This window comes from Thiocapsa sp. C2-2m, assembly GCF_041903745.1.
GTDB classification, from domain to species: domain Bacteria; phylum Pseudomonadota; class Gammaproteobacteria; order Chromatiales; family Chromatiaceae; genus Thiocapsa; species Thiocapsa roseilacustris.
In genome coordinates this window covers 1-26606 of record NZ_JBBWVD010000019.1, presented here as the reverse complement: position 1 = coordinate 26606, position 26606 = coordinate 1, and the positions used below count along the sequence as shown (strand labels likewise).

Sequence of the window (26606 nt, the reverse complement as noted above, 5' to 3'; positions counted from 1 at the left end):
AGTGAAACCCATGAGTGAAACCAAGCGAACGGGTGTCATCCGAGACATCAACGGCCCCATTGTCACCGTCGAGCTGCCGGGCGTGCGCAGCGGCGAGCAGGTCAAGATTGGCAACCTTGGCCTCTTCGGCGAGGTGATCTCGCTGCGGGGACAGCTTGCGGTCGTGCAGACCTACGAGTCCACCGACGGGGTGCGCCCCGGGGAACCGGCGCAGGGCTTGGGCTGGCCGCTCTCGGTCGAGCTCGGCCCCGGTCTGATGGGCGGTATCTTCGACGGCGTGCAGCGCCCACTCGAGAAGATCGCACTGGAGTCGGGTGACTACATCCGTCGCGGCATCACGGTGCCCGCGCTCGATCGGGCGCGCGAGTGGGAGTTCGAGCCCAATCGCGAGCTGAGCCCGGGCGGCAAGGTCGGCCCCGGCATCGTCCTGGGCACGGTCCAAGAGACCACGACCGTACTGCACCGGATCATGGTGCCGCCGGGTGTCGAGGGCGAGCTGCTCGAGGTGGCGCCGGCGGGCGAGTACGACATCGAGTCGACCATCGCGCGGGTGCGCGATCCGCGCGGCATCAGCCATCGGCTGAGCATGTATCAGCGTTGGCCGGTACGCAAACCGCGGCCTTACCTGCGTCGCGACGACGGGGTGTCGCCGCTGATCACCGGACAGCGGGTCATCGACACCTTCTTCCCGCAACTCAAGGGCGGCAAGGGTGCCGTACCTGGGCCATTCGGGGCCGGCAAGACCGTTGTTCAGCAGCAGATCGCCCGCTGGTCCAACGCCGACATCGTCATCTATGTCGGCTGCGGCGAGCGCGGCAACGAGCTGGTGGACGTACTCGAAAGCTTCCCCGAGCTGGACGACCCCTACACCGGGCGCAAGCTGATGGAGCGCACCCTGCTCGTCGCCAACACCTCCAACATGCCGGTGGTGGCGCGCGAGGCGTCGGTCTATGTCGGCATCACCATGGCCGAGTATTACCGCGACATGGGCTACGACGTGGTCATGCTCGCGGACTCCACCAGCCGCTGGGCCGAGGCGCTGCGCGAGGTCTCCGGGCGGCTTGGTCAGATGCCGGTCGAAGAAGGGTATCCGGCCTACCTGGCGTCACGCCTCGCCGCGGTCTACGAGCGCGCCGGACGTGTGGAGACCTACGGTGCGGGCTCCGGCTCGGTCACCCTGATCGGCGCGGTCTCGCCGCCCGGCGGCGACTTCTCCGAGCCGGTGACCAGCCACACCAAGGACATCATCGAGACCTTCTGGGCACTCTCCAAGGAGCTGGCCGACGCCCGTCACTATCCCTCCATCGATTGGGTCACCAGCTTCTCCAAGCACGTCCACACCGCCGCGCAGTGGTGGCACAAGGAGATCGACCCGGACTGGGAGAAGCGTCGTACCGCCGCACTCGCACTCCTGGCGCGCGACGCCGAGCTCTCGCGCATCGTCAACCTGGTCGGCCCCGAGGCACTCTCGGACGCGCAGCGCTGGGAGCTGGAAGGCGCATCCTTGATCAAGGAAGGCGTGCTCCAGCAAAGCGCGCTCGACGAGATCGACACCTTCTGCTCGCCCGAAAAGCAATACGCCCTGCTCGATCTCGCCATCACCATCTACAAGCGCGGTGCCGCCCTGATCAAGCTCGGTGTACCGGTCTCCGAACTGCAGCATCTCCCACTCATGGCCAAGATGCGACGCCTCAAGTCGATGTACTCCAGCGAGCAGCTCGACCAGGTCCTCGCCTTCCGCACCGAGGTCGATCATGCGATGGAGTCGGTGCGGATCGAATACGCCAAACATGGCGAACAGAGCTGAACCGCGTCCGGAGCGACATGGGGCGTTTCGGGGCGAGCATAACCTTGTCCCAAACAATGGCGACGGTAGGACGCGGTTCAGGAAAGTAAACATTTTAAGAGACTTGAACCGCGTCTGCGCCAGCGGGCGTGGGCTGAGACGACATCGAATCAATATGAACACAACGCATAGTATGCCGGACGCGGTTCAATGAGCATCAAAGAATATCGCACCGCAATCGAGGCCCGCGGCGGCCTGCTGGTCGTGAAAGACACCGCCGGAATCGCCTTCGGCGACCGCGTGCAGATCAAGGACCACGCGGACAACACCCGCAACGGCCAGGTCATCCGCAGCGCCGACAACGAGGTCCTGATCCTGGTGTTCGAAGGCACCGACGACCTGGACCTGGAGAACACCTGGGTGCGCTTCCTCGACGAGCCGGTCGAGATCGCGCTCTCTCCCGAAATCCTCGGGCGGGAGTTCAACGGGCTCGGCGAGCCGCGCGACGGCCGACCGCCGGTGCTCTCCAACATCCGCCGCCCGGTCGGCGGATCGGCCATCAACCCGGCCGCACGCACCTATCCGCGCGAGTTCATCCAGACCGGCATCTCCACTATCGACGGGCTGAACAGCCTGGTGCGCGGTCAGAAGCTGCCGATCTTCTCGGGCTCGGGTCTGCCGCACAACCGGCTCGCCGCACAGATCGGACGCCAGGCCAAGCTGGTCGATCAGGAGTCGAGCTTTTCGGTGGTCTTCGCAGCGATGGGCGTGTCCTATGCGGATGCGAAGTTCTTCCGCGACGAGTTCGCCAGCTCCGGCGTGCTGCGCAACGTGGTGATGTTCATCAACCTCGCCGACGACCCGCCGGTCGAGCGCCTTACCCTGCCCCGCACAGCCCTGACCGCCGCCGAGTATCTGGCCTACGATCTGGATCGGCACGTCCTGGTGATCCTGACCGACATGACCAACTACGCCGAGGCTCTGCGCGAGGTCGCAACCGCCAAGGGCGACGTCCCGGCGCGCAAAGGCTACCCCGGCTATCTCTACTCGGATCTGGCCGAGATCTACGAGCGCTGCGGACGCATCCACCAGCGTCACGGCTCCATCACCATGATGCCCGTGGTCTCCATGCCCTCGGACGACATCACGCACCCGATCCCGGACCTTACCGGCTACATCACCGAGGGCCAGATCGTGCTCTCGCGCGAGTTGCACAACCAGGGCATCTATCCCCCGGTGCACATCTCGCCGAGTCTGTCGCGTTTGATGAAGGACGGCATCGGCAAGGACGACACCCGCGAGGACCATCCCCGCGTCGCCGGCCAGATCTACGCCCTCTACGCCCGCGCCCAAGAGACCCGCAACCTCGCCTCCATCATCGGCGCCGACGAGCTCTCCGAGCGCGACCGCCGTTATCTGACCTTCGCCGACGCCTTCGACGAACGCTTCGTCGGCCAAGGCGAATCCGAAGACCGCTCCATCGAGGCCACACTCAACCTCGCCTGGGAGCTGATGAGCATGTTCCCGCGCGACATGCTCACGCGCGTGAAAGAGACGGATCTAGCCAAGTATTATCAAGGGACCGATTAGGCGATTTCGGATGTGATTCCCGTAGGTTGGGCAAAGCGCAGCGTGCCCAACACACCGCCGGCATCTCGGACCGGTGCGCCGCATGGCATCACTGTTTCCGGACGCAAGGGTGACGACCCTGCATCTGTATACCCCGCCGCCCAGTGATGAATTCATCCTCAAGTCCCACCGGCGTCGGTTGTGCCGACGACGGTGGCGGCGATAATGGGCCAATGTCGGCAACGATCGACCAAGCCATCTCAGAGGACATCGCATGAAGGTTGCTGGTTTGTTCAGCGGCATCGGCGGGTTGGAGCTGCCCTTTCAGGCGCGGGGGGCACACACCGCGCTGCTCTGCGACTTCTGGGACGCCTCGCGCAGTGTCCTCGCGGCGCGTTTTCCCGGTGTGCCGCTGATCGAGGATGTCCGCACTCTCGATAGCCTGCCCCAAGGGGTAGACGTGGTCACCGCCGGCTTCCCCTGCACGGACCTCTCCCAAGCCGGGCGAACTGCGGGCATCAAGGGCGAGGCATCAGGACTGGTTGCCCACGTCTTCCGCTTGCTTCGCCATCACGACGTCGAGTGGTTGGTCCTTGAGAACGTCAGAAACATGCTCGTCCTGGATCGCGGCCGCGCCATGTCGTATCTGGTCTCGGAGCTTGAGCAGCTGGGCTTTCGATGGGCCTATCGCCTGGTCGATTCGCGGTTTACGGGTGTACCGCAAAGGCGCCACCGGGTCATCTTGGTGGCATCCCGGCATCATGATCCGCGCACGGTCCTCTTTGCCGACGAGGCCGAAGAACCCGACACATCGGCGTTCCGGGAAGATGCCTTTGGCTTCTATTGGACCGAGGGCTTGACCGGGCTCGGATGGGCGCGGGATGCCGTGCCCCCCATGAAGGGCGGATCGACGGTCGGGATTCCCTCTCCACCCGCCGTCTGGATCCCGAACGCGCCCACGGGGGCAAAACTCGTCACACCCGGTATCGAAGACGCCGAGGCGCTGCAAGGATTCGAGCGTGGTTGGACGGCCCCGGCCATGACGAACCTGAAGAACGGCCCACGCTGGAAGCTCGTCGGAAACGCCGTCACCGTGGGTGTCGCGCGCTGGCTGGTCGACCGGCTTCACTCCCCCGGCTCCGTGGTCGTTCGGGACCGCGAGGTGCGGAGCCTGAATCGCTGGCCGCACGCGGCCTACGGCGACGCCGGGCGGATTCGCGTCTTCGAGGCAAGCGCTTGGCCCCTGAGCCAAGACTATCGGCATTTGCTCGATCTCCTTGCACCCTCCGAGTCGGCGCCGCTGTCCCATCGCGCGGCTTCCGGCTTCTTGGAGCGTGCATCGAGATCACGGCTCAAGTTCATTCCAGCGTTTCTCGCCGACCTCAGAGAGCATGTCGTCTTCATGCGCGGTAGCGGGTTGCCCGAATCGAAAAGCACCCCGTCGCATCGGCTCGATACCGGACGGAATCAACATGCTGTGGACTGAACTCAAGCCTGAGCCGGGTCTCCTTTTCGCACTGGAGCATGCTGGCCCCCGCCCCGAGACCGGCAGTCAGAACGAGAAGCGCGGATGGAGCGAACGCTTGGCGAATGCATGTGCCGTCGCACTCGCCGATGAGCTACGACGGGTTCCGATTCTCAGAGGAAAGCGGATTCGTCCGGCGGATCTGAAGACCGGCACCGAAGGCGGATATCCGGCCGGGATCGTACGTTTCCTCAATGTCGCTGAAGCGCCTCCATTCAGGGGACGCCCGATCGTCGAGTCCACACGAGGATTGAAAGACCTCGTCGATGACATCGTCGGCCAAGCAATATCGCAGGATCGAATCGACTGGGCTCACCCCGAAGCGGATTGAGAATGCTCAGCCGGATGCCCCTACTCCCGCGAAATCGTTTCGCCGAACCGACTCGCGTCGGCCTGAGCATCATTGCTGTTCACGCGGGTGAGGCGCGAGAGCGCCAACCCCGGCATAGTCGACTTGCAGTCGACATCTTCCTCCGTCAGGGTGTCAGCTCTAGGTGAGCTTCATGTGATCCTTCGCGCTCTTTGCGCCTGTACGGTTCAGATTCCAGTACGCATCAGGATTCCCTCCGCAGCCATCAGCCCGTTGACCGCCGCGCCGACGATGCCGCGCGACTTGCCGGCGCCGTCGCCTGCGACGAAGAGTCCGGGCACATCCGTCTCCAGCTCGCGGCTGGTCGGGTAGCGGACATCGTAGAACTTGATCTCGGGGACATAAATGGTGGTCGATGGATGGGCGACGCCCGGGATGACGCGGGCGAGCAGCTCGAGGCTCTCCTGTAGATTGCGCACGATCCGGCCCGGATAAGCGAAGGAGATGTCTCCCGGCGTAACGCCGGGGCCGGGCGGCAGGGTCGGCATCAACTTGTCGAAACCCAGCTCGGCGGAGAAGAAGCTCTGCGCCTTGGAGCGTCGACCGGCCATGAGATCGCCCCAGCGCTGGACGATAAGACTATTGCCGCCGCCCCAAAAGTTGGCGAAGCGCGCGACCTGCTGACCCATCTCGGTGGTGTCCTGCAGGGGCTCGGTCATGCCGACGGTGTTCAGGATCGCAAAGTTGGTATTGGCGGTCTTGGATGCCTTGAGGGCATCGCCGTTGACCAGCCTGAAATCACTATGCTCCTCGACTCGGACGTGTCCGCCCGGATTGGTGCAGAAGGTCCGCGTGCGATCCTGATGCGTTGGGGTACAGAAGATGAACTTGGGGTCGTAAAGGACGTCGGTGATCTCCTCATACACTGCCGAGGCGATCTCGACCCGGCAGCCGATGTCGATCACACCATGGCCGGTGTGCACCCCGAGTGCACGCGCCTTCTCGCGGAACCAATAGGCGCCTTCGCGCCCCGGCGCGCAGACCAGGTACGGCGAGCGGAAGTCGCCCGCGGCGGTTTCGATCAGGAAGCCGCCGTCGGTCTCGCGGCGGATCTCGGTCACCGCGGTCCCCAGCATCAAGGTGCCGCCGCGTTGCTCGACCGTGTCCGCCATCGCCTTGGTGACCCGATGCGCGAAGTCGGTCCCCATGTGACGCTGCACCACCGGGACCAGCTGGATATCCCAGCGATCCTTCGATGCCGGCCGTCGGACCCAGGAGACGCGGTCGAGCCACCATTGAATGCGCGCCTCGTCCAGACCGTGCAGTGTCGGGTCCGCACCGTGGTGGAGAAAGATCCGATCCACCTCCTCGATGCGACGCGTTGCCTCCTCCTCCGACAAGCCGAGCTCCGCGAGATCCAGCCCGATATGCGGCGAGAGGTTGAGCTTGCCGTCCGTATAGCCGCCGGCCCCGCCCGGCCGCGGGCGGCGGTCGATGACCAGAACCTTCATCTTGCCCGCGAGCCGCATGGCCGCGAACAGACCGGCAGGTCCGGCCCCGATGATAACGACATCGAACGCTTTGGCTGGCATGCTCGCCCCCTTAAACCGCGCCCGGCGCGGTGTGCGATGTTTTTGGATGGGATCGGCCCCGGCAGACTTGACGACCGTTGGAGTCGGCGCGGTTTAAGATACTAAAATATAGTATTTTTTAAACCGCGCCAAAGTTGAGGGGCATGGATGCACCGAACGTCGAGCTCACTCGAACGTGAGCATCTCGCTCCGGACGCGGCTTAAATTCTCGGTTATCGGCGGGGTTACTCCGGATTCAGCTCCACGGACGGAACGCGGAAAAGGACTCGCTTGACCTCGTCGAAGTAGTCCGGGAGATACCGCTCCCAGAGTCGCACGGGCAGCCGACCGAGTCGAGCCTCGGGTGCGGCGGGGAGCGCGAAGAGGTACTCGAGCAGGAACTCCAGGTTCTGCGACAGGTGGCCTTGGTAGGCCCACCCGAGGCGCTGGCGGATGATCCGATCCTCATGCATGCAGCGGCCGATCTCGCTCTCCAAGGTCTCCTCGGCGCCGGAGCAGATGATCTCCACGCGGACCCCCGGCTCGCCGCTGCGCACGAAGGTCTCGAAGCGGCGGCGGGTGTCGCACGGCGAGATGCCGTGGACCCCGAAGACCCGCAGGACCTTCTCGGGGAGCCCCTGCGCCAGAATGGGGTCCTTGTCCGGGAAATAGTCGACGAGCAGATTCACTGCGCTGTAATCGCCGCGATGGACCTCCCGCTCCACCAATCGACACCCCAGGCCCGAGAGGACCTCGACCGGACGCTCCTGCGCTTCCGGCTCGATGACGAGCTTGATCCCGGCGACGTCGTTGATCTCGACATCATGGGGCCACCCAGGCGCCGGCATCGCACGCAGACGATGCAGGAGGGCGCGCCCATGCGCTTCGAGACTGTCCAGGTCGTGGACCAGGTTACGGGCGAGATCGGGTCGGGCCGCTCCGGCGAGGTCGCCGATCGCCGGGCCGGATTCCGGAAAGAGCGGATCCGATCGAGCCCGACGCAGGATCTCCGCGTACAGCCAATCGACAACCTTGCGCGCAGACTTCTCGGCGAGTCGCCGGATGCGCTTGATCCGGCTCGAGCCGACATAGCGGCGTTGTCCTGCGGAGTCGGCAAAATAGAGTGTGCCCCGAAACGGGGTCTCGCGGTAGAAACGTCCGGGGTCGGCCCGGTAGTCGGCAACCAACCGGCTCGCCCGCTCGGATACGCCCGGCATATAAGCGACGAGCTGTTCCTTGAGGTCACCCTTGGTGAAGCAGGTCCGACGCGTAATCCGACCGCCGTGCACGCCCTGCAGCAGACCCTCCGCGAGCAGCGGGAGGTAACGGGCGACATAAACGGAGTTGAAATGGACCAACTCCAGCAGAGCCGTCGGGTCCGACGGCTTGAGTCGATCGAGCATCCAGCGTCCGATCAGATCGTGCAGGGCGTCGCGATGGATGAATCCCGTGATCCTGATCATCGTGACCCGATGATCGGCGCGGCGATCCGATCGCCCGCCGATCCGGCACCCTCCTCTCGATTCGACATGTCCTCCATCCGTCCGCTCGACTGTCCCCGCCCGGGCACCGCTCAGGCGGCGAAATCGCGCAGACGCACCGGCCGGCGCCGATCGCCCCACTGTCCCGGCATCGGCTCGAAGACGCCGGCGCACACCGTCCCGCAGCGGTTGCAGCGACCGTCCGCGGTCAGATTCCAATCCGACAGCCGATACCAGTTGCGGCCGATGAGCTTCTGTCCGCAGCCGTGGCAGTAGGTGCTCTCGCCGTCCTCGTCGTGCACGTTGCCGGTGTAGGCATAACGGACGCCGTTCTTGATCGCGACGTCGCGTGCGCGGGTCAGGGTCGAGAGCGGGGTCCGCGGATACTCGAGCATCTTGTAGTCGGGATGGAAGGCGGTGAAATGCATCGGGACATCGGGCCCGAGATGCTCGACCACCCATTGGGTCATGGATTCCAGCTCGGCCTCCGAGTCGTTCTCCCCCGGGATCAGCAGGGTCGTCAGCTCGACCCAGACCTTGGTCTCTCGGACCAGGTACTCCAGGGTCTCCAGGACGGGCTGCAGATGGCCGTTGCAGAGCCGGTGATAAAACTCCTCGGTGAAGCCCTTCAGATCGACGTTGGCGGCATCCATCCACTGAAAGAATTCGACCCGCGGCTCCGGACAGATGTAGCCGGCCGTCACGGCGACCGACTTGATGCCGCGCTCGCGGCACGCCCGAGCCACGTCGATGGCGTATTCATGGAAGATCACCGGGTCGTTGTAGGTGTAGGCGACGCTGCGACAACCGAGGGTCTCGGCCGCCCGAGCGATGGTCTCGGGCTCGGCGGCATCGGCGAGCGTGTCCATCTCGCGTGACTTGCTCATGTCCCAGTTCTGGCAGAACTTGCAGGTCAGATTACAGCCGGCGGTCCCGAACGAGAGCACCGGGGTGCCGGGGAGAAAGTGGTTCAGCGGCTTCTTCTCGATCGGATCGATGCAGAACCCGGACGATCGTCCGTAGGTCGTCAGGACGATCTCCCCACCTTGGCAGGCCCGCACGAAGCACATGCCGCGCTGTCCTTCCTTGATGCGGCAGAAGCGCGGACAGAGGTCGCATTGGACGCGACCGTCCTCCAAGGCATGCCAGTAGCGCGTCGGGACGACGCGATCGATCCGCTCGCCGTTCATCGCAACCTCCTGCTCGGCCTATACCGATATCTTCAGTGTGGATGACGCTGGCCCGATTGCAAACCCGGATCACGTCATGGTCCCGAGAGCGGTTACGCGGTCCGCAGGACGCATCACCCGCGCCGACTATACTTCGGTGATGAGGCCGCGCTCGCCAGGGCCCTGTCCCGAGCCGGTCCTCACGGCCCTCATCCGTCAGGAGAAAACAGCCATGTCACGCTCTCGCAGCCCGGCGGTCGCCGGTCTCTTCTATCCGGGCGACCCACGCGTCCTCAAGCGGACGGTGGACGACTACCTCGCTGAGGCGAGCCCGGACGGCGCCCCCCCGAAGGCACTGATCGTCCCCCACGCCGGCTATGTCTACTCCGGCCCCATCGCCGCCACTGCCTATGCCACCCTGGCCCCGGCCCGCGCGATCGTGCGCCGGGTCGTTCTGCTCGGTCCGGCGCATCGCGTGCCCCTGCGCGGCCTTGCCGCGAGCAGCGCGGATCGCTTCGAGACGCCGCTCGGCCCGGTGCAGCTGGACCGTGACGCGATCGACTTGGCCCTCGCCCTGCCGCAGGTCAAGTTGATGGATGCGGCGCACGCCCAAGAGCACAGTCTCGAGGTGCAGCTGCCCTTCCTGCAGGAGGTGTTGGAGCGGTTCAGCCTGGTGCCCTTCGTGGTCGGCGAGGCCAGTCCGGACGAAGTCGCCGAGGTGCTCGATCTGCTGTGGGGCGGTCCCGAGACCCTGATCGTCATCAGCTCGGACCTTAGTCACTATCACGCCTACGCAACCGCCCGGGCGATGGATTCGGCGACCTCCGCGGCTATCGAGGCGCTACGCCCCCAAGACATCGGATACGACCAGGCCTGCGGGCGGATCCCGGTCAACGGCCTGCTCGAGACGGCACGACGCCGCGGGATGCAAGCCCGCACGCTGGACCTGCGTAACTCGGGAGACACCGCCGGATCGCGAGATCAGGTGGTGGGGTACGGTGCCTATGTCTTCCACTGAAGCTCAAGGCATCTATCGGAGCGAAGAGCGGCGGATGCTGTTGGGCATCGCGGCCCAGTCGATCGAGCACGGGTTGAACTACGGCCGCCCGCTGGAGCCGGATCCGCATGAGTATCCGGCCGCGCTCCAAGCCGAGCGCGCCACCTTCGTCACGCTGCAGATCGAGGGGGAGCTGCGCGGCTGCATCGGTGTGCTGGAAGCGATCCGGCCGCTGGTGGTCGATGTCGCCCGCAACGCCTACGCCGCGGCCTTCGAGGACCCGCGGTTCCCGCCACTGACCCGTGCGGAGCTGCCGCGGCTCGACATCCATCTCTCGGTGCTGAGCCCCCGAGAGCCGATGCACTTCGGGTCCGAGTCCGAGTTGCTCGAACAGATCCGGCCCGGCATCGACGGGCTGATCATCGAAGAGCGCGGGCGGCGCGGGACCTTCCTGCCGTCGGTCTGGGAACAGTTGCCGGACCCTACGGACTTTTTCGAGCATCTACGCCACAAGGCGGGCCTGCCCTCGCGGTATTGGTCCGAGACCCTCGCGGTCTCGCGCTACACCACGGAGTCCTTCGGCGCCCCGATCGCGGAGACCTTCGGCGGATGAGCGTCGCGCCACTCGAACCCTCGGCACTCTATCGGCATTGCGACCCCGCGCAGCTCGCGCTCGAGACCGCCGCCGACCTGGATGTCCGCGACTGACTGCGCCTGCCGCAGGCAAGGGGCGGAGCTCAAAATGATACACGGATCGATTGCAGCGCGGCGACGTTCGGACTTGCGCCCGTTCGAGTTGCCCTCCATAGTCGCTCCATGACATCCAGCGTCACACTCTACGAAGCACTGACCACGGCTACCGACGACCGCACCCGCGCGCGTCATTGCCGAGGCATTCGAGCGCCTCGAGGAACGCTATCCACACCCCCCGGATATGCTCACCCGGGACCATCTGCGCGAAACCGAGCTGCGACTCCAAAAGGAGATCGAGCAGGTTCTGGCCGAGACTGTCCAAAGGCGCGGCGAATTCAGGGAAACCGAGCTCCGCCTTCAGAAAGAGATCGAGCAGGTTCGAGGAGAGATCGTGCGCTCCAAGGTCGATCTACGCAAATGGCTCATGCCGCTGATGTTCGCCCAAGTCGCCGCGGTCGCCGCCTTGGTGAAGCTCATCTGAGGTCAGTCGGGATGCTCGTTCCCGGAAATGACCTGTGGCGATTTCCGCAAGATTCCATACCGTAGGTTGTGCTGACGATAGGAAGCACAACTTGCGCCGACGGTTGGTTGTGCCTCACACGGCTCGGCACAACCTACGCCACTGGGGTGATCTTCGGAAAAGGAATTACCGGCAGAGCCGAAATCTGACGAAGGCACCGTCAAGGCCGCCAAGCCCTTCCATGAAGCTCGAAACGGTCGACTGCCGGATCCAGGTTCAGCACTCAGCCGGTCACACGCTCCGCTATCCATGCGCGCGCCCGGTCACGCAGTGCGATCGCGGCTTTCCAATCGTCGCCTTCTGGCCGGATGGGCGGGCCAATCAGAACCTCGGCCTGTCCGGGACGCGGCGAAAAGCGATCGCCGGGCATCAGCTCGCGTGTCCCCCGCAGAGCCACGGGAACGAGAGGCACGCCGGCCTGTGCAGCGGCGGCAAAGGCGCCCATCCGAAAGGGCAAGAGCCCTGGTTGCTCCCGGAAGGTGCCTTCGGGAAAAAACGCCAAGGTCTCGCCACGGGTCAGCAGCTCGGTCAAGCGGGCGGACTCGGCACTGCCCGCGTGCGGGTCGAAGCGATCCACGAAATTCGCACCCATTCGCCGCATGAAGGCCGCCACGATCGGGCGCGCAAGCAGCTCGCTTTTGGCGACAAAGCCGATCGGACGGCCCACCGCCTCCGCCAAGGCGAGCCCATCGAGATAGCTCTGATGATTGGCGACCAGGACAAAAGGATGTCCTGCGGGCGGAAGATGCTCCCGGCCCGTGACGACGAGTCGCACGAAGGTCAGACGGCGCAGGAGCCGGATGCCGACCCGCGCCATCGACCATCGCAGGCGTACGCTCGGGCTCGCCATGATGCCGATCCAGAACCAGGGTGAGATCAAGTAGAACGCCGCCCACGCGTACCCCGCATAAAGCTGCCCCGGCACGCTCAAGATCCGTGCGCGAAGCCCGGAACCCGCAGCCCGCATCAACTGCCAGAGGGGGCGCCGCGCCTGCTCGGAGAGCTGACCGGCGAGATAAAGATCGCGCGTGGCGGCGCGTCGCAGCTTCCCGCTCGAGGTCTTGAGTACGGCACGCGGCGGTACCAGGAGCAGCTCGTCGGGTGGAAGTCCGAGCACATCGATCGCGCGCTCGCGGAGCTGCCGGACCAACTCCGCACGCCGTGCCGGGTCGCGTTCCTTGCTCTCAACCAGGATCACCAGCCGCTCGCTGCCCAGCTCCGGGTCTAAGGTGGCGAAGGCGACCACGCAGCCCTTGCGCACGCCAGGGACTTCGCCGATGGCCTGCTCGACCTCGTAGGGATAGAGGTTGCGCCCGCCGCGGATGATGAGGTCCTTTACACGGCCGGTCAGATGGATCTCGCCGCCCGCCAGGTAGGCGCGATCGCCGGTGGTATGCCAACCGTCGCGGATGAGCGCCAGCGTCGCCGCCGGATTGCGATAGTAGCCCCGGGTCGCCGACGGCCCCTGGAACTCGAGCAGACCTTCGTGGCGCTCCGGACGCTCGCGACCCGCTTCGTCGACCACACGCACCCGATAGCCGGGGAGCGCACGACCGCAGGCCACCACCTCCATCGCCTGCGGATCCTCGCAATCCACCGCCAAGGCATAGCCGGCGCGGGCAAAGCGCTCGCGATCGATACAGTCGATCCGGGGCCCACGCCCCGCCGGGGGAAACGCCAAACCGACCGCCGCCTCCGCCAGACCATAGACGGGAGCAAGCGCCTCGGCGCGCAGACCGGCGGGTGCAAAGCGCTCGGCGAAGCGACGCAAGGTCGCGGGACCGACGGGCTCGGCACCGTTGAGCGCCCAACGCCAGCGGCTCAGGTCCAGATCGGCGATCTGGGCGTCGGTAATGCGGGTCAGACACAGCTCGTAGGCAAAGTTGGGGGCCGCCGAGATCGTCCCGCCGTGGCGATGGATCGCCTCCAGCCAGCGCGCAGGACGTGCGAGGAAGGCAAGCGGCGACATCGAGACCAATGGAATACCGTAATAGAGGCTGCCGAGCCATGCACCGATCAATCCCATATCGTGATAGAGCGGCAACCAGCTCACGAAGACGTCGTCCGGTCCGACCTGCACGACCTCGCCCATGGCCCGGATGTTCGCGAGAAGGTCGGCATGACTCAGAACCACACCCTTGGGATCGCCGGTGCTGCCGGAGGTGTACTGGAGAAAGGCGATGTCCTCCGGCGCGGGGCGCGCCCACGTCTCGCTCGGGGTCTCCCGATCGAGACCCTCGAGCGTCAAGATCCCTCGCAGCGAGCGGACCTGAACCCGCAGGACGCGGCCGATGGCCCGTGCCTCCGGGACCGTGATCAGATAGGCTGCACCGGCGTTGTCGAGAATCCGGGCATGGCGACGCAGGTGCTCCTCGATCTGCTGCGGTCGACTCGGCGGGTAGATGGGCACCGGGACGCCGCCGGCCATGAGGACGCCGAAGAAGCTGTAGAAGTAGTCCGGCCCCGTCGGAAGCATCAGGGCCACGGTCGCGCCCGGATGCAATCCGGCGGCCTGCAGACGCGCGGCAACCCGTGCGGCACCGTCGGCGAGCGACCGATAGCTGATCGGCTGCGCGCCCGACTCCGAGCCCTCGTAGAGGATGTGGAGCCGATCCGCGTGATCTCGCAGGTGCAGATCCAGGACATCCAAAAGGGTCGCAGCACAGACCGGATGCCCCTCGTCCGTCCGTGCGGGAGCGACGGTGAAACCGGCATCGGAAGCACCCTCGGACTCCTCGAGCAGAAACCCCAAAAGGTCTCGGGCGGTCGGCGCCGCGAGCGCCTGCTCCGAGAGTCTCACCCCGAGACCCTGCTCGACCCGCGCGATCAGCTCGGAGCGACTCAGGCTATCGAGCCCGAGGTCCGCCTCAAGCCGTGTATCCAGACCGATCCCGTTCGGCAGATCGGGTACGCGAGACTCGCGCGCAAAGTTCAACAGGATCGACTGCAGTCGGTCGGCGCGCTCGTCGTCATGCGTCGGTAGCGTCATGGACGATTCCGGATCCTCGAAAAACCTTGATCTTAAGCATTACACGAAAACCACGCGACCATAAGCCGCCGACGAACGGTCAGAGAAGGCGACGTGTTACGATAACCCAATCGACCGTCGCGTTTATAATCGCACGACAACCGCCCTCGCATTTCGTAACCTCAACCGCGCATGCAAAGATTTCAACCGACCGAGGAGCACACCACGCGTGTCGACTCCGCGCGGCAAGGCGCCGTCGATCTGAGTCGACTACTCGATGCATTGCCCTGCGGTGCTATCGTGCTCGACGCCGACCAACGCGTCGTGGCAGCGACCCGCGTCTTCTCGGCCCTTTTGGGCTACCCCCGAGGCTTGCCGACCGATCTCGCCTTCAGAGATCTGCTCGATGACGAGGACGCATCCCGAGTCAGCGACTTTCTGAACACAGGCGAGACCGAGACCACCCGAACCCTGCGTCTGCTGACTCGAACGGGTCGCCCCGTCGGTACCATCATGCGCCTCTCGCGCCTCGCTCCGGGCGAGGCGCCCGCTGCTCCCGTGTTGGGCATCGTCATCGAGCCACGCGCCGTTCCGAACACCCCCTTGCAGTTGGAGCTCCCCGGAGACGAAGCGCAGGCCTTCGCGGGGGTCGCCAACTGGGAGATCGACGTTGCCACCGGCCGCATCCATGCCTCGCGCACCTGGTATGACATCTGGGGCTTCGAGCCGAACACGGACGTCACCCTGAATGCCGCGCTGCTGCAGATCCACCCCGACGACCGGGACATGGTGGGCGCCGCGGTAAGGCAGACCATCGAGGCCGCCGTCCCGTTCCGTCTTCGCCATCGCATCATCCGCGCCGACGGGACGCAGCGCTGGGCGGAGAGCGTCGGCCGCCTCGAGCCCGCAGGCTCGGACGGCGCATCCAAGCTCTCCGGCGTCGTCCTGGACATTACGCAACGCCGTGTCGCCGAGGAAGCACTGGCACGCTACTACGACATCGTCTCCGCGTCTCCCGATCGCATTGCCTTCCTCGACCGCGGCTGCTGCCTGCTCGCCGCAAACGCGGCCTTCCTGACGGCGATCCAACGGACGCAGGAGAATGCCGTCGGGCGTCCTTTGCAGGAGGTCGAGGGTCAGGGTCCGCTCAGCGAGCTGGTGTATCGCAACCTCGGTCGCTGTCTCGACGGCGGGCACCCGGTCGTGGACGACATCTACGAGAGCGGCCCGGACGGTCGGGTACGCGAGTCCGAGGTCAGGCTCTTTCCGCATCGCGACGACGAGGACAAGGTGACGGGTATCGTCGTCAACATCCGCGACGTCACCAGCGTACGGGACTCCGAGCGACGTCTGCTGCAATCCGCGGTGGTCTATGCCGCAACCTCGGACGGCGTCTTGATGACGGACGCCGACGGGCGCATCGTCGCTGTGAATGCCGCGTTCAGCCGGATCACGGGCTATGCGGAGGCCGAGGTCCTCGGGCGCAAGCCCAGCCTGCTCAACTCCCATTGGCACACTAAAAGCTTCTTCACCCGCATGTGGCGTCGGCTGATCAAACACGGCGTCTGGGAAGGCGAAATCTGGAACCGGCGCAAAGACGGCGAGATCTATCTGCAAAGATTGCATCTGCGACGCATCCTCGATGGCCGCGGCAAGGTGACCAATTTCGTCGGCGTCTTCGCCGAGCGCCCCGTCTCCGCCAACGGTCCGAAGCACGTCGAGTACCTCGCCCACTACGACCCCTTGACCAAACTGCCCAACCGCCTGTTGTTCGATTCGCGCCTGGCCTACGCGATGGACCCGGCGCGTCGCAATCGCACCCCGGTTGCGCTCTTCTTGCTCGACCTTGATCGTTTCGCGAACATCAACGCAAGCCTCGGTCACCCGATCGGCGACGAGCTGCTGCGTGCTGTCGGACTGCGCCTGCGCGAGACCATTCGTCCTGCCGACACCCTGGCACGCTTGAGCGGAAACCAGTTCGGGCTGCTCTTCGAGGGGATTCAGACCCCAACGGAGGCACAGGAGCTCGCGCGACGCCTGCGCTCGGCCCTGCGGGCCCCGGTGACGGTGCGCGGACATCAAGTCTTCGTCACCATGAGCATGGGGATCGCCTTGGAGGCCCGTGCGGGCAACAACACCGAGGTGATGATCACGCATGCCGCAACGGCGCTCGGCGACGTCAAACAAGGCGGACGCGACGGCTTCCGGATCTATTCCGAACCGACGCACGGCAAATCGACAGCGCGTCAGCGCCTGACCGAGACGCTGCGAGCCGGGCTCGAAAAAGGTGAGTTAGAGCTGCTGTTCCAGCCGCGCGTCCAACTGGAGACAGGGCGTTGGCCGGGAGCCGAGCTCCGGTTGCGCTGGCATCAGCCGGAGCTGGGTTTGGTCGCGCACGAACGGCTCCTGTCCCTGATCGAATCCGCCGGCCTGATGATCGACGTCGGTCAGTGGATCCTCGCCGAGGCATGCCGTCAGCTGCGGGACTGGAATCTCGCCGGCACCTCGATCGGGATCCTTGCCGTGAGCATCTCCGAGACCCAGCTGACGCGTTGCGATCTGGTACCTTCGCTCGAGCGGCTGCTCCGCGCCAACGGACTCGACGCCGCTCGCTTAGAGTTGAGCTTTGCCGAGTCCCTCCTGTTCAAGCACCCGGAGCAGGTCCGCGAGGTTCTCGAGCGACTGCACCGACTCGGCGTGGGCGTGACCTTGAGCGAGGTCGGCACGAGCTGGATTGCGCCGCCGGTGCTGCGTCGGCTGCCGATCCGCAGGCTCACGATTCATCGCAGCTTCGTGGATGCCATGCCGAATTCGGCGGACGACATGGCTGTCGTCCAGTCCCTGATCGCGATGGCCCAAGCGTTGGACATCGACATCACCGCCGACGGGGTCCGCGACGACCGCCAGCGTTTCATCCTGCTCAACATCGGCTGCCTGGAAGCGCAGGGCGACCTTTTCTCACCGCCGCTGACGGCGCGCCACTACGAGCGCTGTCTGCTCCAAGTTTCCGACCCCCCGCCCGACGCACCCGTCGAGCCTCGCCTCCCCCTCGGATGAGGGTCTAATCGCACCTTGCGACACCCGGACATGACGTGTCTAATCCAGATCCAATGTCCCGGAAAGAGCCCAGGCCCATGTCTGTCCCCGACCTGGCACCCTTACTCGAACAGTCGGGTTTGGTCGATGCCTACACGCCTTTACCCGAGCGCTACGACGAGATGCGCACGGCCGAGGGCGAGGTACGCCCGCACTGGCAATACGTCCTCGATGCCTTGCGCACGCTCGGGCCAAACGGTATCGAGGCGCGTTGGCGTGAAGCGACCCGCATGGTCCGCGACAACGGGGTCACCTACAATCTCAACGCGGAGCCGCGGGGCATGTCCCGCCCCTGGGAGTTGGATCTGCTGCCGCTGCTCATTCGCAGCGAGGAATGGGCCGAACTCGAGCGCGGACTGATTCAGCGCGCCGACCTGCTCAATCAGATCCTGCTCGACCTTTACGGTCCGCGCAAGCTAATCCGCAGCGGTCTCTTGCCGGCCGAGCTGTTCGACGCCTGTGCCGAATTTCTGCTCCCCTGTCATGGCGTGGAGGTCGCAGGTCATCGCCCCTTGATCCAGTACGCAGCCGATCTGACCCGCACGCCGGACGGGCACTGGCGGATCATCGGCGACCGCACCCAGAGCCCGCTCGGGTTCGGCTATGCGCTTGAGAACCGCGTCGTCTTGTCGCGCGTGCTGCCAAGCATGTTCCGCGATTCGCATGTGCATCGCCTCGCCGGGTTTTTCCGCTCGATCCGGCGCACCTTGACGCGTCTCGCGCCGCGACGGGCCGAGCATGCGCGCGTCGTCGTCCTCACGCCGGGTCCGGAGAACGAGGCCTACTTCGAGCACGCCTATCTGGCCAACTATCTCGGCTTCACGCTCGTCCAAGGCGGGGACCTTTCCGTGCGCGACGGGGCGCTCTGGCTGCGGACACTGGGAAGGCTCGAGCGCATCGATGCCGTCCTGCGTCGCATCGACGACGGTTGGTGCGACCCTCTGGAGCTGCGCGAAGACTCGTTTCTCGGCGTACCGGGTTTGGTCCAAGCGGTACGGGCCGGCAACCTGGTGATCGCCAACGCCTTGGGAAGCGGCATCCTCGAGCACCCGGCGCTCCCCGCCATTCTGCCGAGCCTGTGCCGAGAGCTGCTCGGCGAGGAGCTGCACATCCCGGATATTCCGACCTGGTGGTGCGGCGATCCGGAGTCGCTGGTCCAGGTCCTGGAACGTTTCGATCAGCTCGTCATCAAGCCCCTGAACAAAGATCGCAGTCAACGCTGCCTCTTCCCCGACACCTTGGATGCGTCCGCACGCGCGGCGCTGATCCAGGCCATCCGGGAACGCCCCGCCAGCTACATCGCACAGGAACGGGTGAAACCATCGACCGCGCCCGCGCTCATCGGCCGGCACCTCGAACCCAGGCCCAGCGTGCTGCGGACCTTTTTGACCTCCGAGGAGGAGGGCTACGTGGTCATGCCCGGCGGACTCGGGCGGGTCACCCCGAACAGCGACGCCGCGCTCAACTCCAGTCAGCTCGGCGGATTGGCCAAGGACGTCTGGGTCGTGGCCTCGGAACCGGAGCGCCAGGAAAGCCTGCTGATCACGAGCGAGATGCACACGCCCGCGGTCACGCAGGAGAGCGAGGTCTCCAGTCGGGTCGCCGACAATCTGTTCTGGATCGGTCGCTATGCCGAGCGCGCCGAGGGACTGGTACGGCTGCTGCGGATCACCATCTTCAAGCTCTCCGAGCGCAGCGATTATGCCGCCTCGACGGGCGACTCCTGCTGTCTGCGCTCGCTCCTGGAGGCACTGACCAACCAGACCCAGTCGTTCCCCGGCTTCATCGGGACCGGCGCGGCCGAGCGTCTGCGCAACCCAGTCCCCGAGATGCTCTCGCTCATCTCCGACCCCGCACGCCTGGGCGGTCTCCCGCAGACGCTCCAAGCCCTGGGGCAGGCCGCCTATTCAGTCCGCGACCGTCTCTCCGCCGATACTTGGCGCATCGTGAGCGACATCGAGGCCCATCTCGGCAACCTCACCCATGAGCCCCCCGGTCAGCTCTCGCTCGCCCTCGACGAGCTGGACCCTTTGATCACCTCGTTGGTCGCCTTTTCCGCGCTGACCCAGGAGAACATGACCCACAACGAAGGCTGGCACTTCCTCGAGATCGGACGTCGGCTCGAGCGCGCCGCCTCCACCGCAAGCCTCCTGCGCTCCATGCTGGTACCGATCGCCGGCGAGCAGGACGAAAACATGGTCATCGAGGCGGTTCTCGGCGTGACCGACAGCCTCATCACCTACCGCCGACGGTATCGCGCCGGCACCCGGATCGGCGCACTCCTGGACCTGGTTTTTCAGGACGAGGGCAACCCGCGCGCCCTGGCCTATCAGCTCGTACAGCTCGAACGTCTGATCTCCGAGCTACCGCGCGCCGACATGACCGTCGGGCGCACGGCGGTCGAAAAGCACGTCCTAAAGGGTCTCACCGGCATCCGCCTGGCCGAGATCGACAACCTGGTCCAGCCGGACAAGGCAGGCGCGCGCCGCGCCGCGCTGGCCGCCATGCTGGCGGAGCTGGATCGGCAAAGTGCCGCCATCTCGGACGCCATCACGGCCCAATATTTCAGACACGAAGAGCAGCCGCACAGCTTGCTGCGCCGAGCCGCGGCGCGGGGCGCCTCATGAGATTCCGGATCAATCACGTCACCCGCTACGAGTATGCCGAACCGGTGTCGCTATGCCACAGCATCGCGCATTTGAAACCGCCCCAGACTGCGCGCCAGCGCTGTCTTTCCAGCCAGATCCGAGTCGATCCCTGGCCGGCGGTTCATCGCGAGCACGAGGATTTCTTCGGCAACCGGGTGAGCTATTTTTCGATCCAGCAGGCCCACGATGCGCTGGAGGTCCGTGCCCAGAGCGAGGTCGAGGTGCTCGCCCCGACCTTGCCGAAGCCCGCGGCGACGCAGCCTTGGGAGCGGATCGTCGATCGTCTGCACGATCGCTACGACGAGCCCATGACCAACCTGCGGATCTTTACCCTCCCCTCGCCGCTCGTCCCGATGGATCCCGATGCCCGCAACTATGCCGCCGAATCCTTTTTGCCGGGACGCCCGATCTTGGAGGCAACGATCGAGCTGATGGGGCGCATTTACCGCGACTTCGTCTACGACCCGACCTCCACGACCATCTCCACACCGCTTGCCGAGGTGATGGAGCAGCGCAAAGGCGTCTGTCAGGATTTCGCACACGTCGCCATCGCCGGTCTACGCGGACTTGGACTCGCCACCCGCTATGTCAGCGGCTATCTGGAAACACTGCCGCCGCCGGGCCAGGTCAAGCTCCAAGGCGCCGACGCCTCGCATGCCTGGTTCGCGGTGCTCGTTCCCAACCTGGGGTGGATCGATTTCGACCCCACCAACGATCAGATCCCCGGCGAGCAACATATCACCACCGCAGTCGGTCGCGATTTCCAGGATGTCACGCCGCTGCGCGGAATCTTTTACGGCGGCGGAACCCACGAGCTGCGGGTGGCGGTGGATGTGAATCGCGTGACGCCTCCGGGCAGCGAAGCCGCCGATGTCGGAGAGCCGCCGGCCCCCGGCCCCCGGCCGCCCGCCCCGTCGTCCCCATCGCAAAGCGGGTAGTACCCGCCCCAACGCCATCGGCCTGCCGAGCGGTAGGATGGGTAGAGCGCAGCGAAACCCATCCTCCCAAACCCAAACATTCCGCCTCATCGACGCAACGAAACCCATCATCCTCAAGCCTGCATTCCATGTGTCGTTGCCGGCCTATTTTGTCGACACAAGAGTCGATCCCACCCGATACCTGGCAGCCAGCCGCACATAATTCTCCGCCACATACTCCAGATACTCGTGCTCCCGATCCGTCAGCGCCCGCACCCGCCGCGCCGGTGCACCGAGCCAAAGCCAGCCGCCCTCGAGGACCTGACCCGGCGTTACCAATGACCCCGCGCCAAGCAGCGTAAATGGCTCGAGCACCGCACGATCGAGCACCCGCGCACCGATCCCGATCAGACAGTGGTGACGGATCTCGCATCCATGCAGGACCACCTGATGACCGACGGTGACGTCCTCGTGGACGATCAGCGGTGCCCCTCCGGGCATGAAGCGGCTGTCGTGCGAGACATGCAGAACGCTCCCGTCCTGGATGTTGGTCCGCGCGCCGATCTCGATGCGATGGATGTCGCCTCGAATCACGCATCCGGGCCAGACGGAGGCACCGGGACCGAGCGTGACCTCGCCGATCACGACCGCGGTCTCGTCGACCCAAGCGGACGCATCGATCTTCGGATGCTTGTCTTCGAACGAGCGGATGTGCATCATCCTATCGGCTATCGATTCGACTCGGTAAGACATGATCGTACCAGGCCAAGGCAGCGGTCTCGAAGAAGGCGATCAAGGCATTGGCTGCGCGTTCCCATGAGCTGGTCCATGCCGCCGGCTCCGGACGCGCGTTCCACCCGGGAACGGTTTGCGGGCCGGACCGGGTCCTCGGCTCCTGCCACAGGTCCGGTTCCCGGCCCCGATGCAGCGTGGAATCCCCGTGAATGGACACGGCATCGGGAAGCGCGCAGTCATACTCGAGCGTGCCGTCGTCCAACCAAACCGCACGGCCGCCGAGCCGTTTGGCCAGGGCGCGCATCCCTTCGTTGTCGGCGAGGACCTCGCAGCGAAAACGGCGGATCCCCTGCTCCCGTGCCTCGACGATCAAATGCTCCAGCAAGGCGGTCCCCACCCCGTTTCCCTGCGCCCGATCCACGACGGCCATCGCCAGCTCCGCCGTGTCGGATACGGGCTCCGATCCGGACCTGGAGCGGATGCACCGGACCACACCGAGCACCTCGGTGTTCTCGCCCGATCCAGTCCCGCGGACCGCCGCGAAGGCGAGGTGATCGCGCCCGTCCGCGCCTGTCAGATATGCCAGATCCGCTTCGGTCAAGGCGCGCTTCGCCCCGAAGAACCGCAATCGGCGCGACGCATCCGAAAGACCGTCGAAACAGGCCGTCACGATTGCCGGATCGTCTCCCTCGATCGGTCGAATCCGACACAAAGTACCATCTTTCAGACGCACGGCCTCGCCGCGGGGCGAGGCTCGGCTGCGGGCACGCTCGATACCGATATTCATGGCAAGTATCTCCTGATTCTCGACGCACCGACCCAACTCCTCGCCCCGGCCGACGTTCGAGGCCGGCTCCGGGCATCCGAGCCGTTTATTGTGCACTGCAACATAAGATGGCGGCGGACAGGGATGGTTCAATCCGAACCGACACCGACGACGGGGCAGGCACCGTCGGAGGCGATTTAAACCGAGCGCGTATGGGTTTTTCGGAATACAGGGTGCGTCCGGTGCACCTCGGAAAAAGGAGCAACGACGAGGCGCCGCAGCCCCTACGGCGAGGACGCACAACGCCGGCCCGGGGTGCGCGGGGCGTGCAATGCGGCGAAAAATCCATGCGCGTTCGGTATGATGCACAATAGGCGCCTTGGAATACGCAGTGGCGAGGACGCGCATGAGCAAACGATTCCCCTTCACCTGGGCTGCGGCAGGTCTGGGCCTGGTTCTCGCGCTCTTACTTGCGCTGGGCGGCGGGCCCGGCAGCGGAATAGACACGCAGGCGGCGCGCGGTATGCCCTTGCTCACCCGGCTCTTCATCGGCGAATTCGGTTTTCTGATCACCGCCGCCGGCGCATTTTGGGGCTTCAAGCACCGACGCAGCCAAGGCGCCGAGATCGCAACCCTGATCGCGGCGATTGCCTGTGTCGTCCTGGCCGTTGCCTTCCTCGTCATGGGCATCGGGCTCTGGACCGAGACCTTCCCGAGTAGGCCGAATCCATGATCATCCTGTTCCTCCACCTACTCATCCAAGTCGGACTGGTCGTGCGGGTGCTGCTGCGGCCGAATCGGCAGCCGGCATCGCGGATCGCCTGGGTGGTGGTCATCCTGGCGGTTCCGGTAGTCGGGGCGGTCGCTTACGTCCTTCTCGGAGAGGTCAATCTCGGGCGACATCGGGGCGAACGGATGCGGCGCATCGTTTCGCAGGTCCCTGAATTAGCGTGCGCTTTCGATCGCCAGCTTGCGCCACCCGAGATCCCGGACAGCTATCGGCACCTGTTTCGGCTCGGTGAGTCCATCAGCGGCTTTGCCCCGGTCGGCGGAAACCGGGCGACCCTGATGGCGGACTCCAACGCCGCGATCGACGCCATGATCGCGGACATCGACGCCGCAACCGATCACGTCCATCTGAACTTCTACATCTGGCTGCCCGACAACAACGGTCTCTCGATGGTCGCGGCCCTGGAGCGTGCGGCCCAGCGCGGCGTCACCTGTCGGGCCATGGCGGACGACCTGGGCTCGCGCCGGCTGATCCATTCGATCCATTGGAAGCGGATGGCCGACGCGGGCGTTCACCTAGCGCGCGCACTGCCGATCGTCAACCCCTTGCTGCGCCCGCTCGGGGGACGTATCGACCTGCGCAACCATCGCAAGATCCTGGTGATCGACGACGGCATCACCTATTGCGGCAGCCAGAACTGCGCCGATCCCGAGTTCCGAATCAAGGCCAAGTATGCGCCCTGGGTCGACGCCATGATGCGCTTCGAGGGGCCGATCGCACGCCAGAATCAGATCCTGTTCGCGAGCGACTGGCTCGCGCACATGGACGACGGCATCGATGCGCTGCTGCGCCGTCCCGTGCAGGCGGCGAGCGAGGGATTCGCGGCACAGGTGATCGGGACCGGACCGACGGTGCGCGCCTCGGCGATGCCCGAGCTGTTCGCATCCTTGATCTACAGTGCACGCGAGGAGCTGGTGATCTCTACACCTTACTATGTCCCCGATGAAGCCATGCAGAGCGCGCTCTGCGGAGCAGCCTATCGGGGCGTGAAGACCAGCATCATCTTTCCGGCCCGCAACGACTCCTTCGTCGTGGGCGCGACCAGCCGAAGCTATTACGCCGATCTGCTCGCCGCCGGGGTGCGGATCTACGAGTTCGAAGGCGGACTCCTGCACACCAAGTCATTGACCCTGGACCGCGCCGTCACCCTGATCGGATCCGCGAACATGGACCGGCGCAGCTTCGAGCTCAATTTCGAGAACAACATCCTCGTCTACGATCCGGCGCTCACGGCAACCATGCGCGAGCGCCAGGACAGCTATATCGCCCGATCCCGCCCCGTCGACGCCAGGACGGTCGCGGCCTGGGGGCCGGGCCGGCGCCTCCTGAACAACAGTCTCGCCATGCTCGGACCCATCCTGTGAAATTCTTCGGACGCGTTCGGTGGTTCACTGAGGATACGGATGCGTACGCAACTGCGACGGCGCCATCAAGTGCGCACGCGCACGCAGGGGTATGAGCGGTTCTCCTATGCTCACCTCCACGACGTCCTCGGACTGTTCAAGCTGCCCCACACCGCAGGCTGGAAATCGGCGCATGCCTCGGCGTGACGCGCATCGGAAAGCCGTGTACGGAAGAACCGTATGCACAGTTTGATGAGGGAGGGCTGGCATCCTGTGGCTATGACTCGGCTATTGAGGCACCGCCAAACGAAAGGGACGGAAACAGAGAGGCCGGATCTACGGATGCTGGATGCCAGCTCTCTACTCTACCCGGAACTGCTGCGTGAATCTTCCATCGCAAGCGCACGGTGATTACCGCCAACCCGCGCCGACCACAACTTGCCGACTTTCTTGAAACGCAAAGATGGATGGCGAGGGTTCTCTTTCAGTCGTTCATAATTCTTTCGCGCGAGTTTCTGCACTTGTTCTGGCAAGGCATAAAAGCAAGCCCAAAATCGCGCGGTGGTTCTGTGCATTAAATTTGACCAAGCATTCCTGTTGCTTTTTTTCCAATGCCTCATTTATTAGAAAATCTAGTTTTCCGGCAGCAGAGTCTTTTTCAATTTCCTCATCCCACGTTTCCCAATCATGCTCGGATAACCAGTGCATGAGTTTCATATATTCACGATAAGGGAAGCTCAGGTAGTGGAACCAGAACTCCGGGGACGCGAAGTGATTCACAGTGGCGCGCAGCGCCCTGCCTCGAAGTCTTCATCAGCTCTTGCCGCAGCACCATCCAGCTTGCCCGCTGCGACGTCTTGCTCGATTTGAGCGTCCCACCGATCAGCCAAGAAATCCTCAAACCAGTCAGAGAAGGAGCGCAGCTCTTCGCGAGAGAGGCTTTGCACTGCGTGTTCAAGTTGTTCGACGGTCATCATGGCGAGCCAAGGTTGAGAGCGTTCCCAGATCTTCGCACAGAGCCCCCCAGAGGGAAACCGTCTTGGCCCAACGTCAACCGCAGCCCGCGGCAAACTGCGGCCAAGCGCGAAGCGCCGGCCGCAGTTTGGCGTCGGGCTGGCGGGTTTGTTGGGCATCAACTCAGTTTGCGTATGATATTTCTCGCGAGATGCTCCTTGATCTCGCGATGTCTGGGAACTGGTTGAGACTCTTTGGTTTCAGGATTGTGATACCAGTCATGGCGACTGCCATGCCTAAGCATTACGCAGCCCATGCTCTCAAGTTTCTTGATCAAGTCTCGGCGCTTCATGCGACGGCAAGTTCACCTACGCGGCGGACGATGGGTAATTCGCCGCTAGTTAGCGTTGCATAAATATCCTTGAGGTTTTCCTTCAGATCTTCAAAGTCTTCTCCTTGTGTCATGTAATCGGGAAACTCTTCGAAATAGCCCAGCCACATGTCTTCATCTTTCCAATATACATATCGGGCAGTCGTCATATGCAATCTCGTAGGTAAACCTTGGGGACAAGCTTGGAGGTAGGTGGGCACCGGGTGCATGGTTTCGTTTCTTAGCCCAACGTGTTCTAGGTTGCATGCGTCGTCTCGTGTACTAGACTGCATGCAGTCTAGCGCAAGAGTAGCCTACGGATGTCCGAAGTCAACACCGCCAAGCCACGCCGTGAGGACGGCTCGCCGTCGAACTGGGACCGCTACCTGGATCTCCTG

General features: G+C 64.6%; 22 protein-coding genes and 1 pseudogene. 13 read left to right on the top strand and 10 right to left on the bottom strand.

Annotation, left to right across the window (positions count from 1 at the left end):
• The first annotated feature begins 10 nt into the window (after nucleotides 1-10).
• The 4 genes from AADX97_RS15815 to AADX97_RS15800 all read left to right on the top strand — a co-directional run bounded on the left by AADX97_RS15815 (nucleotide 11) and on the right by AADX97_RS15800 (nucleotide 5211).
• Nucleotides 11-1807, top strand: a complete 1797-nt coding sequence (locus AADX97_RS15815) for a V-type ATP synthase subunit A (RefSeq protein WP_374231699.1) — start codon at nucleotides 11-13, stop codon at nucleotides 1805-1807.
• Nucleotides 1808-1996: 189 nt separating this feature from the next.
• On the top strand, nucleotides 1997-3376 hold the full coding sequence (locus AADX97_RS15810; protein WP_374231698.1) for a V-type ATP synthase subunit B: 1380 nt from the start codon (nucleotides 1997-1999) through the stop codon (nucleotides 3374-3376).
• 253 nt (nucleotides 3377-3629) lie between these two features.
• Entirely contained in the window at nucleotides 3630-4841 is a 1212-nt protein-coding gene (locus AADX97_RS15805) for a DNA cytosine methyltransferase (protein ID WP_374231697.1), read from the top strand.
• Complete coding sequence (locus AADX97_RS15800; RefSeq protein ID WP_374231695.1) at nucleotides 4828-5211, top strand: hypothetical protein; 384 nt, start codon at nucleotides 4828-4830, stop codon at nucleotides 5209-5211. Before AADX97_RS15805 ends, AADX97_RS15800 begins: the two co-directional genes overlap by 14 nt.
• 206 nt (nucleotides 5212-5417) lie before the next feature.
• On the opposite strand, the gene AADX97_RS15795 is transcribed toward AADX97_RS15800, so the two are convergent.
• The 3 genes from AADX97_RS15795 to amrS form a co-directional block, all read right to left on the bottom strand.
• Nucleotides 5418-6782 carry an NAD(P)/FAD-dependent oxidoreductase gene (locus AADX97_RS15795; protein WP_374231694.1) on the bottom strand — a complete coding sequence of 455 codons (1365 nt, stop codon included), beginning with the start codon at nucleotides 6780-6782 and terminating at the stop codon, nucleotides 5418-5420.
• Between the two features lie 224 nt (nucleotides 6783-7006).
• Nucleotides 7007-8224: a hypothetical protein gene (locus tag AADX97_RS15790; RefSeq protein WP_374231693.1), complete on the bottom strand. Its 1218-nt coding sequence runs from the start codon at nucleotides 8222-8224 to the stop codon at nucleotides 7007-7009.
• Between the two features lie 110 nt (nucleotides 8225-8334).
• Nucleotides 8335-9432 (bottom strand): AmmeMemoRadiSam system radical SAM enzyme, encoded by a 1098-nt coding sequence (gene amrS, locus AADX97_RS15785; RefSeq protein WP_374231692.1) that lies wholly within the window; start codon nucleotides 9430-9432, stop codon nucleotides 8335-8337.
• A 211-nt stretch (nucleotides 9433-9643) separates the two neighbouring features.
• On the opposite strand from amrS, the gene amrB reads away from it, so the two are divergent.
• From amrB to AADX97_RS15770, 3 genes and pseudogenes are all read left to right on the top strand, one after another.
• Nucleotides 9644-10429 (top strand): AmmeMemoRadiSam system protein B, encoded by a 786-nt coding sequence (gene amrB / locus AADX97_RS15780; RefSeq protein WP_374231691.1) that lies wholly within the window; start codon nucleotides 9644-9646, stop codon nucleotides 10427-10429.
• Entirely contained in the window at nucleotides 10416-11021 is a 606-nt protein-coding gene (gene amrA / locus AADX97_RS15775) for an AmmeMemoRadiSam system protein A (RefSeq protein ID WP_374231690.1), read from the top strand. The genes amrB and amrA overlap by 14 nt, the downstream gene beginning before the upstream one ends.
• 203 nt (nucleotides 11022-11224) lie before the next feature.
• Nucleotides 11225-11582, top strand: a pseudogene (locus AADX97_RS15770) (DUF1640 domain-containing protein).
• Nucleotides 11583-11844: 262 nt separating this feature from the next.
• Here AADX97_RS15770 and AADX97_RS15765 read toward each other — a convergent pair.
• Nucleotides 11845-14610, bottom strand: a complete 2766-nt coding sequence (locus AADX97_RS15765) for an AMP-binding protein (protein WP_374231689.1) — start codon at nucleotides 14608-14610, stop codon at nucleotides 11845-11847.
• 171 nt (nucleotides 14611-14781) lie between these two features.
• Between AADX97_RS15765 and AADX97_RS15760 the strand changes: the two genes are divergently transcribed.
• The 3 genes from AADX97_RS15760 (at nucleotide 14782) to AADX97_RS15750 (ending at nucleotide 21271) form a co-directional block, all read left to right on the top strand.
• Entirely contained in the window at nucleotides 14782-17646 is a 2865-nt protein-coding gene (locus AADX97_RS15760; protein ID WP_374231688.1) for an EAL domain-containing protein, read from the top strand.
• 77 nt (nucleotides 17647-17723) lie between these two features.
• On the top strand, nucleotides 17724-20312 hold the full coding sequence (locus AADX97_RS15755) for a circularly permuted type 2 ATP-grasp protein (protein ID WP_374231687.1): 2589 nt from the start codon (nucleotides 17724-17726) through the stop codon (nucleotides 20310-20312).
• Nucleotides 20309-21271 (top strand): transglutaminase N-terminal domain-containing protein, encoded by a 963-nt coding sequence (locus tag AADX97_RS15750; protein ID WP_374231686.1) that lies wholly within the window; start codon nucleotides 20309-20311, stop codon nucleotides 21269-21271. Before AADX97_RS15755 ends, AADX97_RS15750 begins: the two co-directional genes overlap by 4 nt.
• A gap of 144 nt (nucleotides 21272-21415) precedes the next feature.
• Here AADX97_RS15750 and AADX97_RS15745 read toward each other — a convergent pair whose 3' ends face one another.
• Both AADX97_RS15745 and AADX97_RS15740 read right to left on the bottom strand, forming a co-directional pair.
• Nucleotides 21416-21970, bottom strand: a complete 555-nt coding sequence (locus AADX97_RS15745) for a gamma carbonic anhydrase family protein (protein ID WP_374231685.1) — start codon at nucleotides 21968-21970, stop codon at nucleotides 21416-21418.
• Nucleotide 21971: 1 nt separating this feature from the next.
• Entirely contained in the window at nucleotides 21972-22772 is an 801-nt protein-coding gene (locus tag AADX97_RS15740; RefSeq protein ID WP_374231684.1) for an N-acetyltransferase family protein, read from the bottom strand.
• Between the two features lie 385 nt (nucleotides 22773-23157).
• On the opposite strand from AADX97_RS15740, the gene AADX97_RS15735 reads away from it, so the two are divergent.
• From AADX97_RS15735 to AADX97_RS15725, 3 genes are read left to right on the top strand one after another with little or no spacing between them, the layout of a single operon-like run.
• A complete protein-coding gene (locus AADX97_RS15735; protein ID WP_374231683.1) occupies nucleotides 23158-23484 on the top strand; it encodes a hypothetical protein in 327 nt (108 codons plus the stop codon).
• Nucleotides 23481-24905: a cardiolipin synthase gene (gene cls, locus AADX97_RS15730; protein ID WP_374231682.1), complete on the top strand. Its 1425-nt coding sequence runs from the start codon at nucleotides 23481-23483 to the stop codon at nucleotides 24903-24905. The genes AADX97_RS15735 and cls overlap by 4 nt, the downstream gene beginning before the upstream one ends.
• A 39-nt stretch (nucleotides 24906-24944) precedes the next feature.
• A complete protein-coding gene (locus tag AADX97_RS15725; RefSeq protein WP_374231681.1) occupies nucleotides 24945-25091 on the top strand; it encodes a hypothetical protein in 147 nt (48 codons plus the stop codon).
• Nucleotides 25092-25376: 285 nt separating this feature from the next.
• Here AADX97_RS15725 and AADX97_RS15720 read toward each other — a convergent pair whose 3' ends face one another.
• The 4 genes from AADX97_RS15720 to AADX97_RS15705 all read right to left on the bottom strand — a co-directional run bounded on the left by AADX97_RS15720 (nucleotide 25377) and on the right by AADX97_RS15705 (nucleotide 26378).
• Complete coding sequence (locus AADX97_RS15720; RefSeq protein ID WP_374231679.1) at nucleotides 25377-25601, bottom strand: hypothetical protein; 225 nt, start codon at nucleotides 25599-25601, stop codon at nucleotides 25377-25379.
• A 59-nt stretch (nucleotides 25602-25660) separates the two neighbouring features.
• Complete coding sequence (locus AADX97_RS15715) at nucleotides 25661-25858, bottom strand: hypothetical protein (RefSeq protein WP_374239306.1); 198 nt, start codon at nucleotides 25856-25858, stop codon at nucleotides 25661-25663.
• 158 nt (nucleotides 25859-26016) lie between these two features.
• The gene (locus AADX97_RS15710) at nucleotides 26017-26190 is read right to left on the bottom strand and encodes a type II toxin-antitoxin system HicA family toxin (protein WP_374231677.1); all 174 of its coding nucleotides are present in this window, start codon (nucleotides 26188-26190) and stop codon (nucleotides 26017-26019) included.
• Complete coding sequence (locus AADX97_RS15705) at nucleotides 26187-26378, bottom strand: type II toxin-antitoxin system HicB family antitoxin (RefSeq protein WP_374231676.1); 192 nt, start codon at nucleotides 26376-26378, stop codon at nucleotides 26187-26189. The genes AADX97_RS15710 and AADX97_RS15705 overlap by 4 nt, the downstream gene beginning before the upstream one ends.
• Nucleotides 26379-26606 lie beyond the last annotated feature (228 nt).

Coding starts and splice junctions, on each gene's coding strand:
- AADX97_RS15815 (WP_374231699.1), top strand. CDS start 11: ATGAGTGAAACCAAGCGAACGGGTGTCATCCGAGACATCAACGGCCCC.
- AADX97_RS15810 (WP_374231698.1), top strand. CDS start 1,997: ATGAGCATCAAAGAATATCGCACCGCAATCGAGGCCCGCGGCGGCCTG.
- AADX97_RS15805 (WP_374231697.1), top strand. CDS start 3,630: ATGAAGGTTGCTGGTTTGTTCAGCGGCATCGGCGGGTTGGAGCTGCCC.
- AADX97_RS15800 (WP_374231695.1), top strand. CDS start 4,828: ATGCTGTGGACTGAACTCAAGCCTGAGCCGGGTCTCCTTTTCGCACTG.
- AADX97_RS15795 (WP_374231694.1), bottom strand. CDS start 6,782: ATGCCAGCCAAAGCGTTCGATGTCGTTATCATCGGGGCCGGACCTGCC.
- AADX97_RS15790 (WP_374231693.1), bottom strand. CDS start 8,224: ATGATCAGGATCACGGGATTCATCCATCGCGACGCCCTGCACGATCTG.
- amrS (WP_374231692.1), bottom strand. CDS start 9,432: ATGAACGGCGAGCGGATCGATCGCGTCGTCCCGACGCGCTACTGGCAT.
- amrB (WP_374231691.1), top strand. CDS start 9,644: ATGTCACGCTCTCGCAGCCCGGCGGTCGCCGGTCTCTTCTATCCGGGC.
- amrA (WP_374231690.1), top strand. CDS start 10,416: ATGTCTTCCACTGAAGCTCAAGGCATCTATCGGAGCGAAGAGCGGCGG.
- AADX97_RS15765 (WP_374231689.1), bottom strand. CDS start 14,610: ATGACGCTACCGACGCATGACGACGAGCGCGCCGACCGACTGCAGTCG.
- AADX97_RS15760 (WP_374231688.1), top strand. CDS start 14,782: ATGCAAAGATTTCAACCGACCGAGGAGCACACCACGCGTGTCGACTCC.
- AADX97_RS15755 (WP_374231687.1), top strand. CDS start 17,724: ATGTCTGTCCCCGACCTGGCACCCTTACTCGAACAGTCGGGTTTGGTC.
- AADX97_RS15750 (WP_374231686.1), top strand. CDS start 20,309: ATGAGATTCCGGATCAATCACGTCACCCGCTACGAGTATGCCGAACCG.
- AADX97_RS15745 (WP_374231685.1), bottom strand. CDS start 21,970: ATGATGCACATCCGCTCGTTCGAAGACAAGCATCCGAAGATCGATGCG.
- AADX97_RS15740 (WP_374231684.1), bottom strand. CDS start 22,772: ATGAATATCGGTATCGAGCGTGCCCGCAGCCGAGCCTCGCCCCGCGGC.
- AADX97_RS15735 (WP_374231683.1), top strand. CDS start 23,158: ATGAGCAAACGATTCCCCTTCACCTGGGCTGCGGCAGGTCTGGGCCTG.
- cls (WP_374231682.1), top strand. CDS start 23,481: ATGATCATCCTGTTCCTCCACCTACTCATCCAAGTCGGACTGGTCGTG.
- AADX97_RS15725 (WP_374231681.1), top strand. CDS start 24,945: ATGCGTACGCAACTGCGACGGCGCCATCAAGTGCGCACGCGCACGCAG.
- AADX97_RS15720 (WP_374231679.1), bottom strand. CDS start 25,601: ATGAAACTCATGCACTGGTTATCCGAGCATGATTGGGAAACGTGGGAT.
- AADX97_RS15715 (WP_374239306.1), bottom strand. CDS start 25,858: ATGACCGTCGAACAACTTGAACACGCAGTGCAAAGCCTCTCTCGCGAA.
- AADX97_RS15710 (WP_374231677.1), bottom strand. CDS start 26,190: ATGAAGCGCCGAGACTTGATCAAGAAACTTGAGAGCATGGGCTGCGTA.
- AADX97_RS15705 (WP_374231676.1), bottom strand. CDS start 26,378: ATGACGACTGCCCGATATGTATATTGGAAAGATGAAGACATGTGGCTG.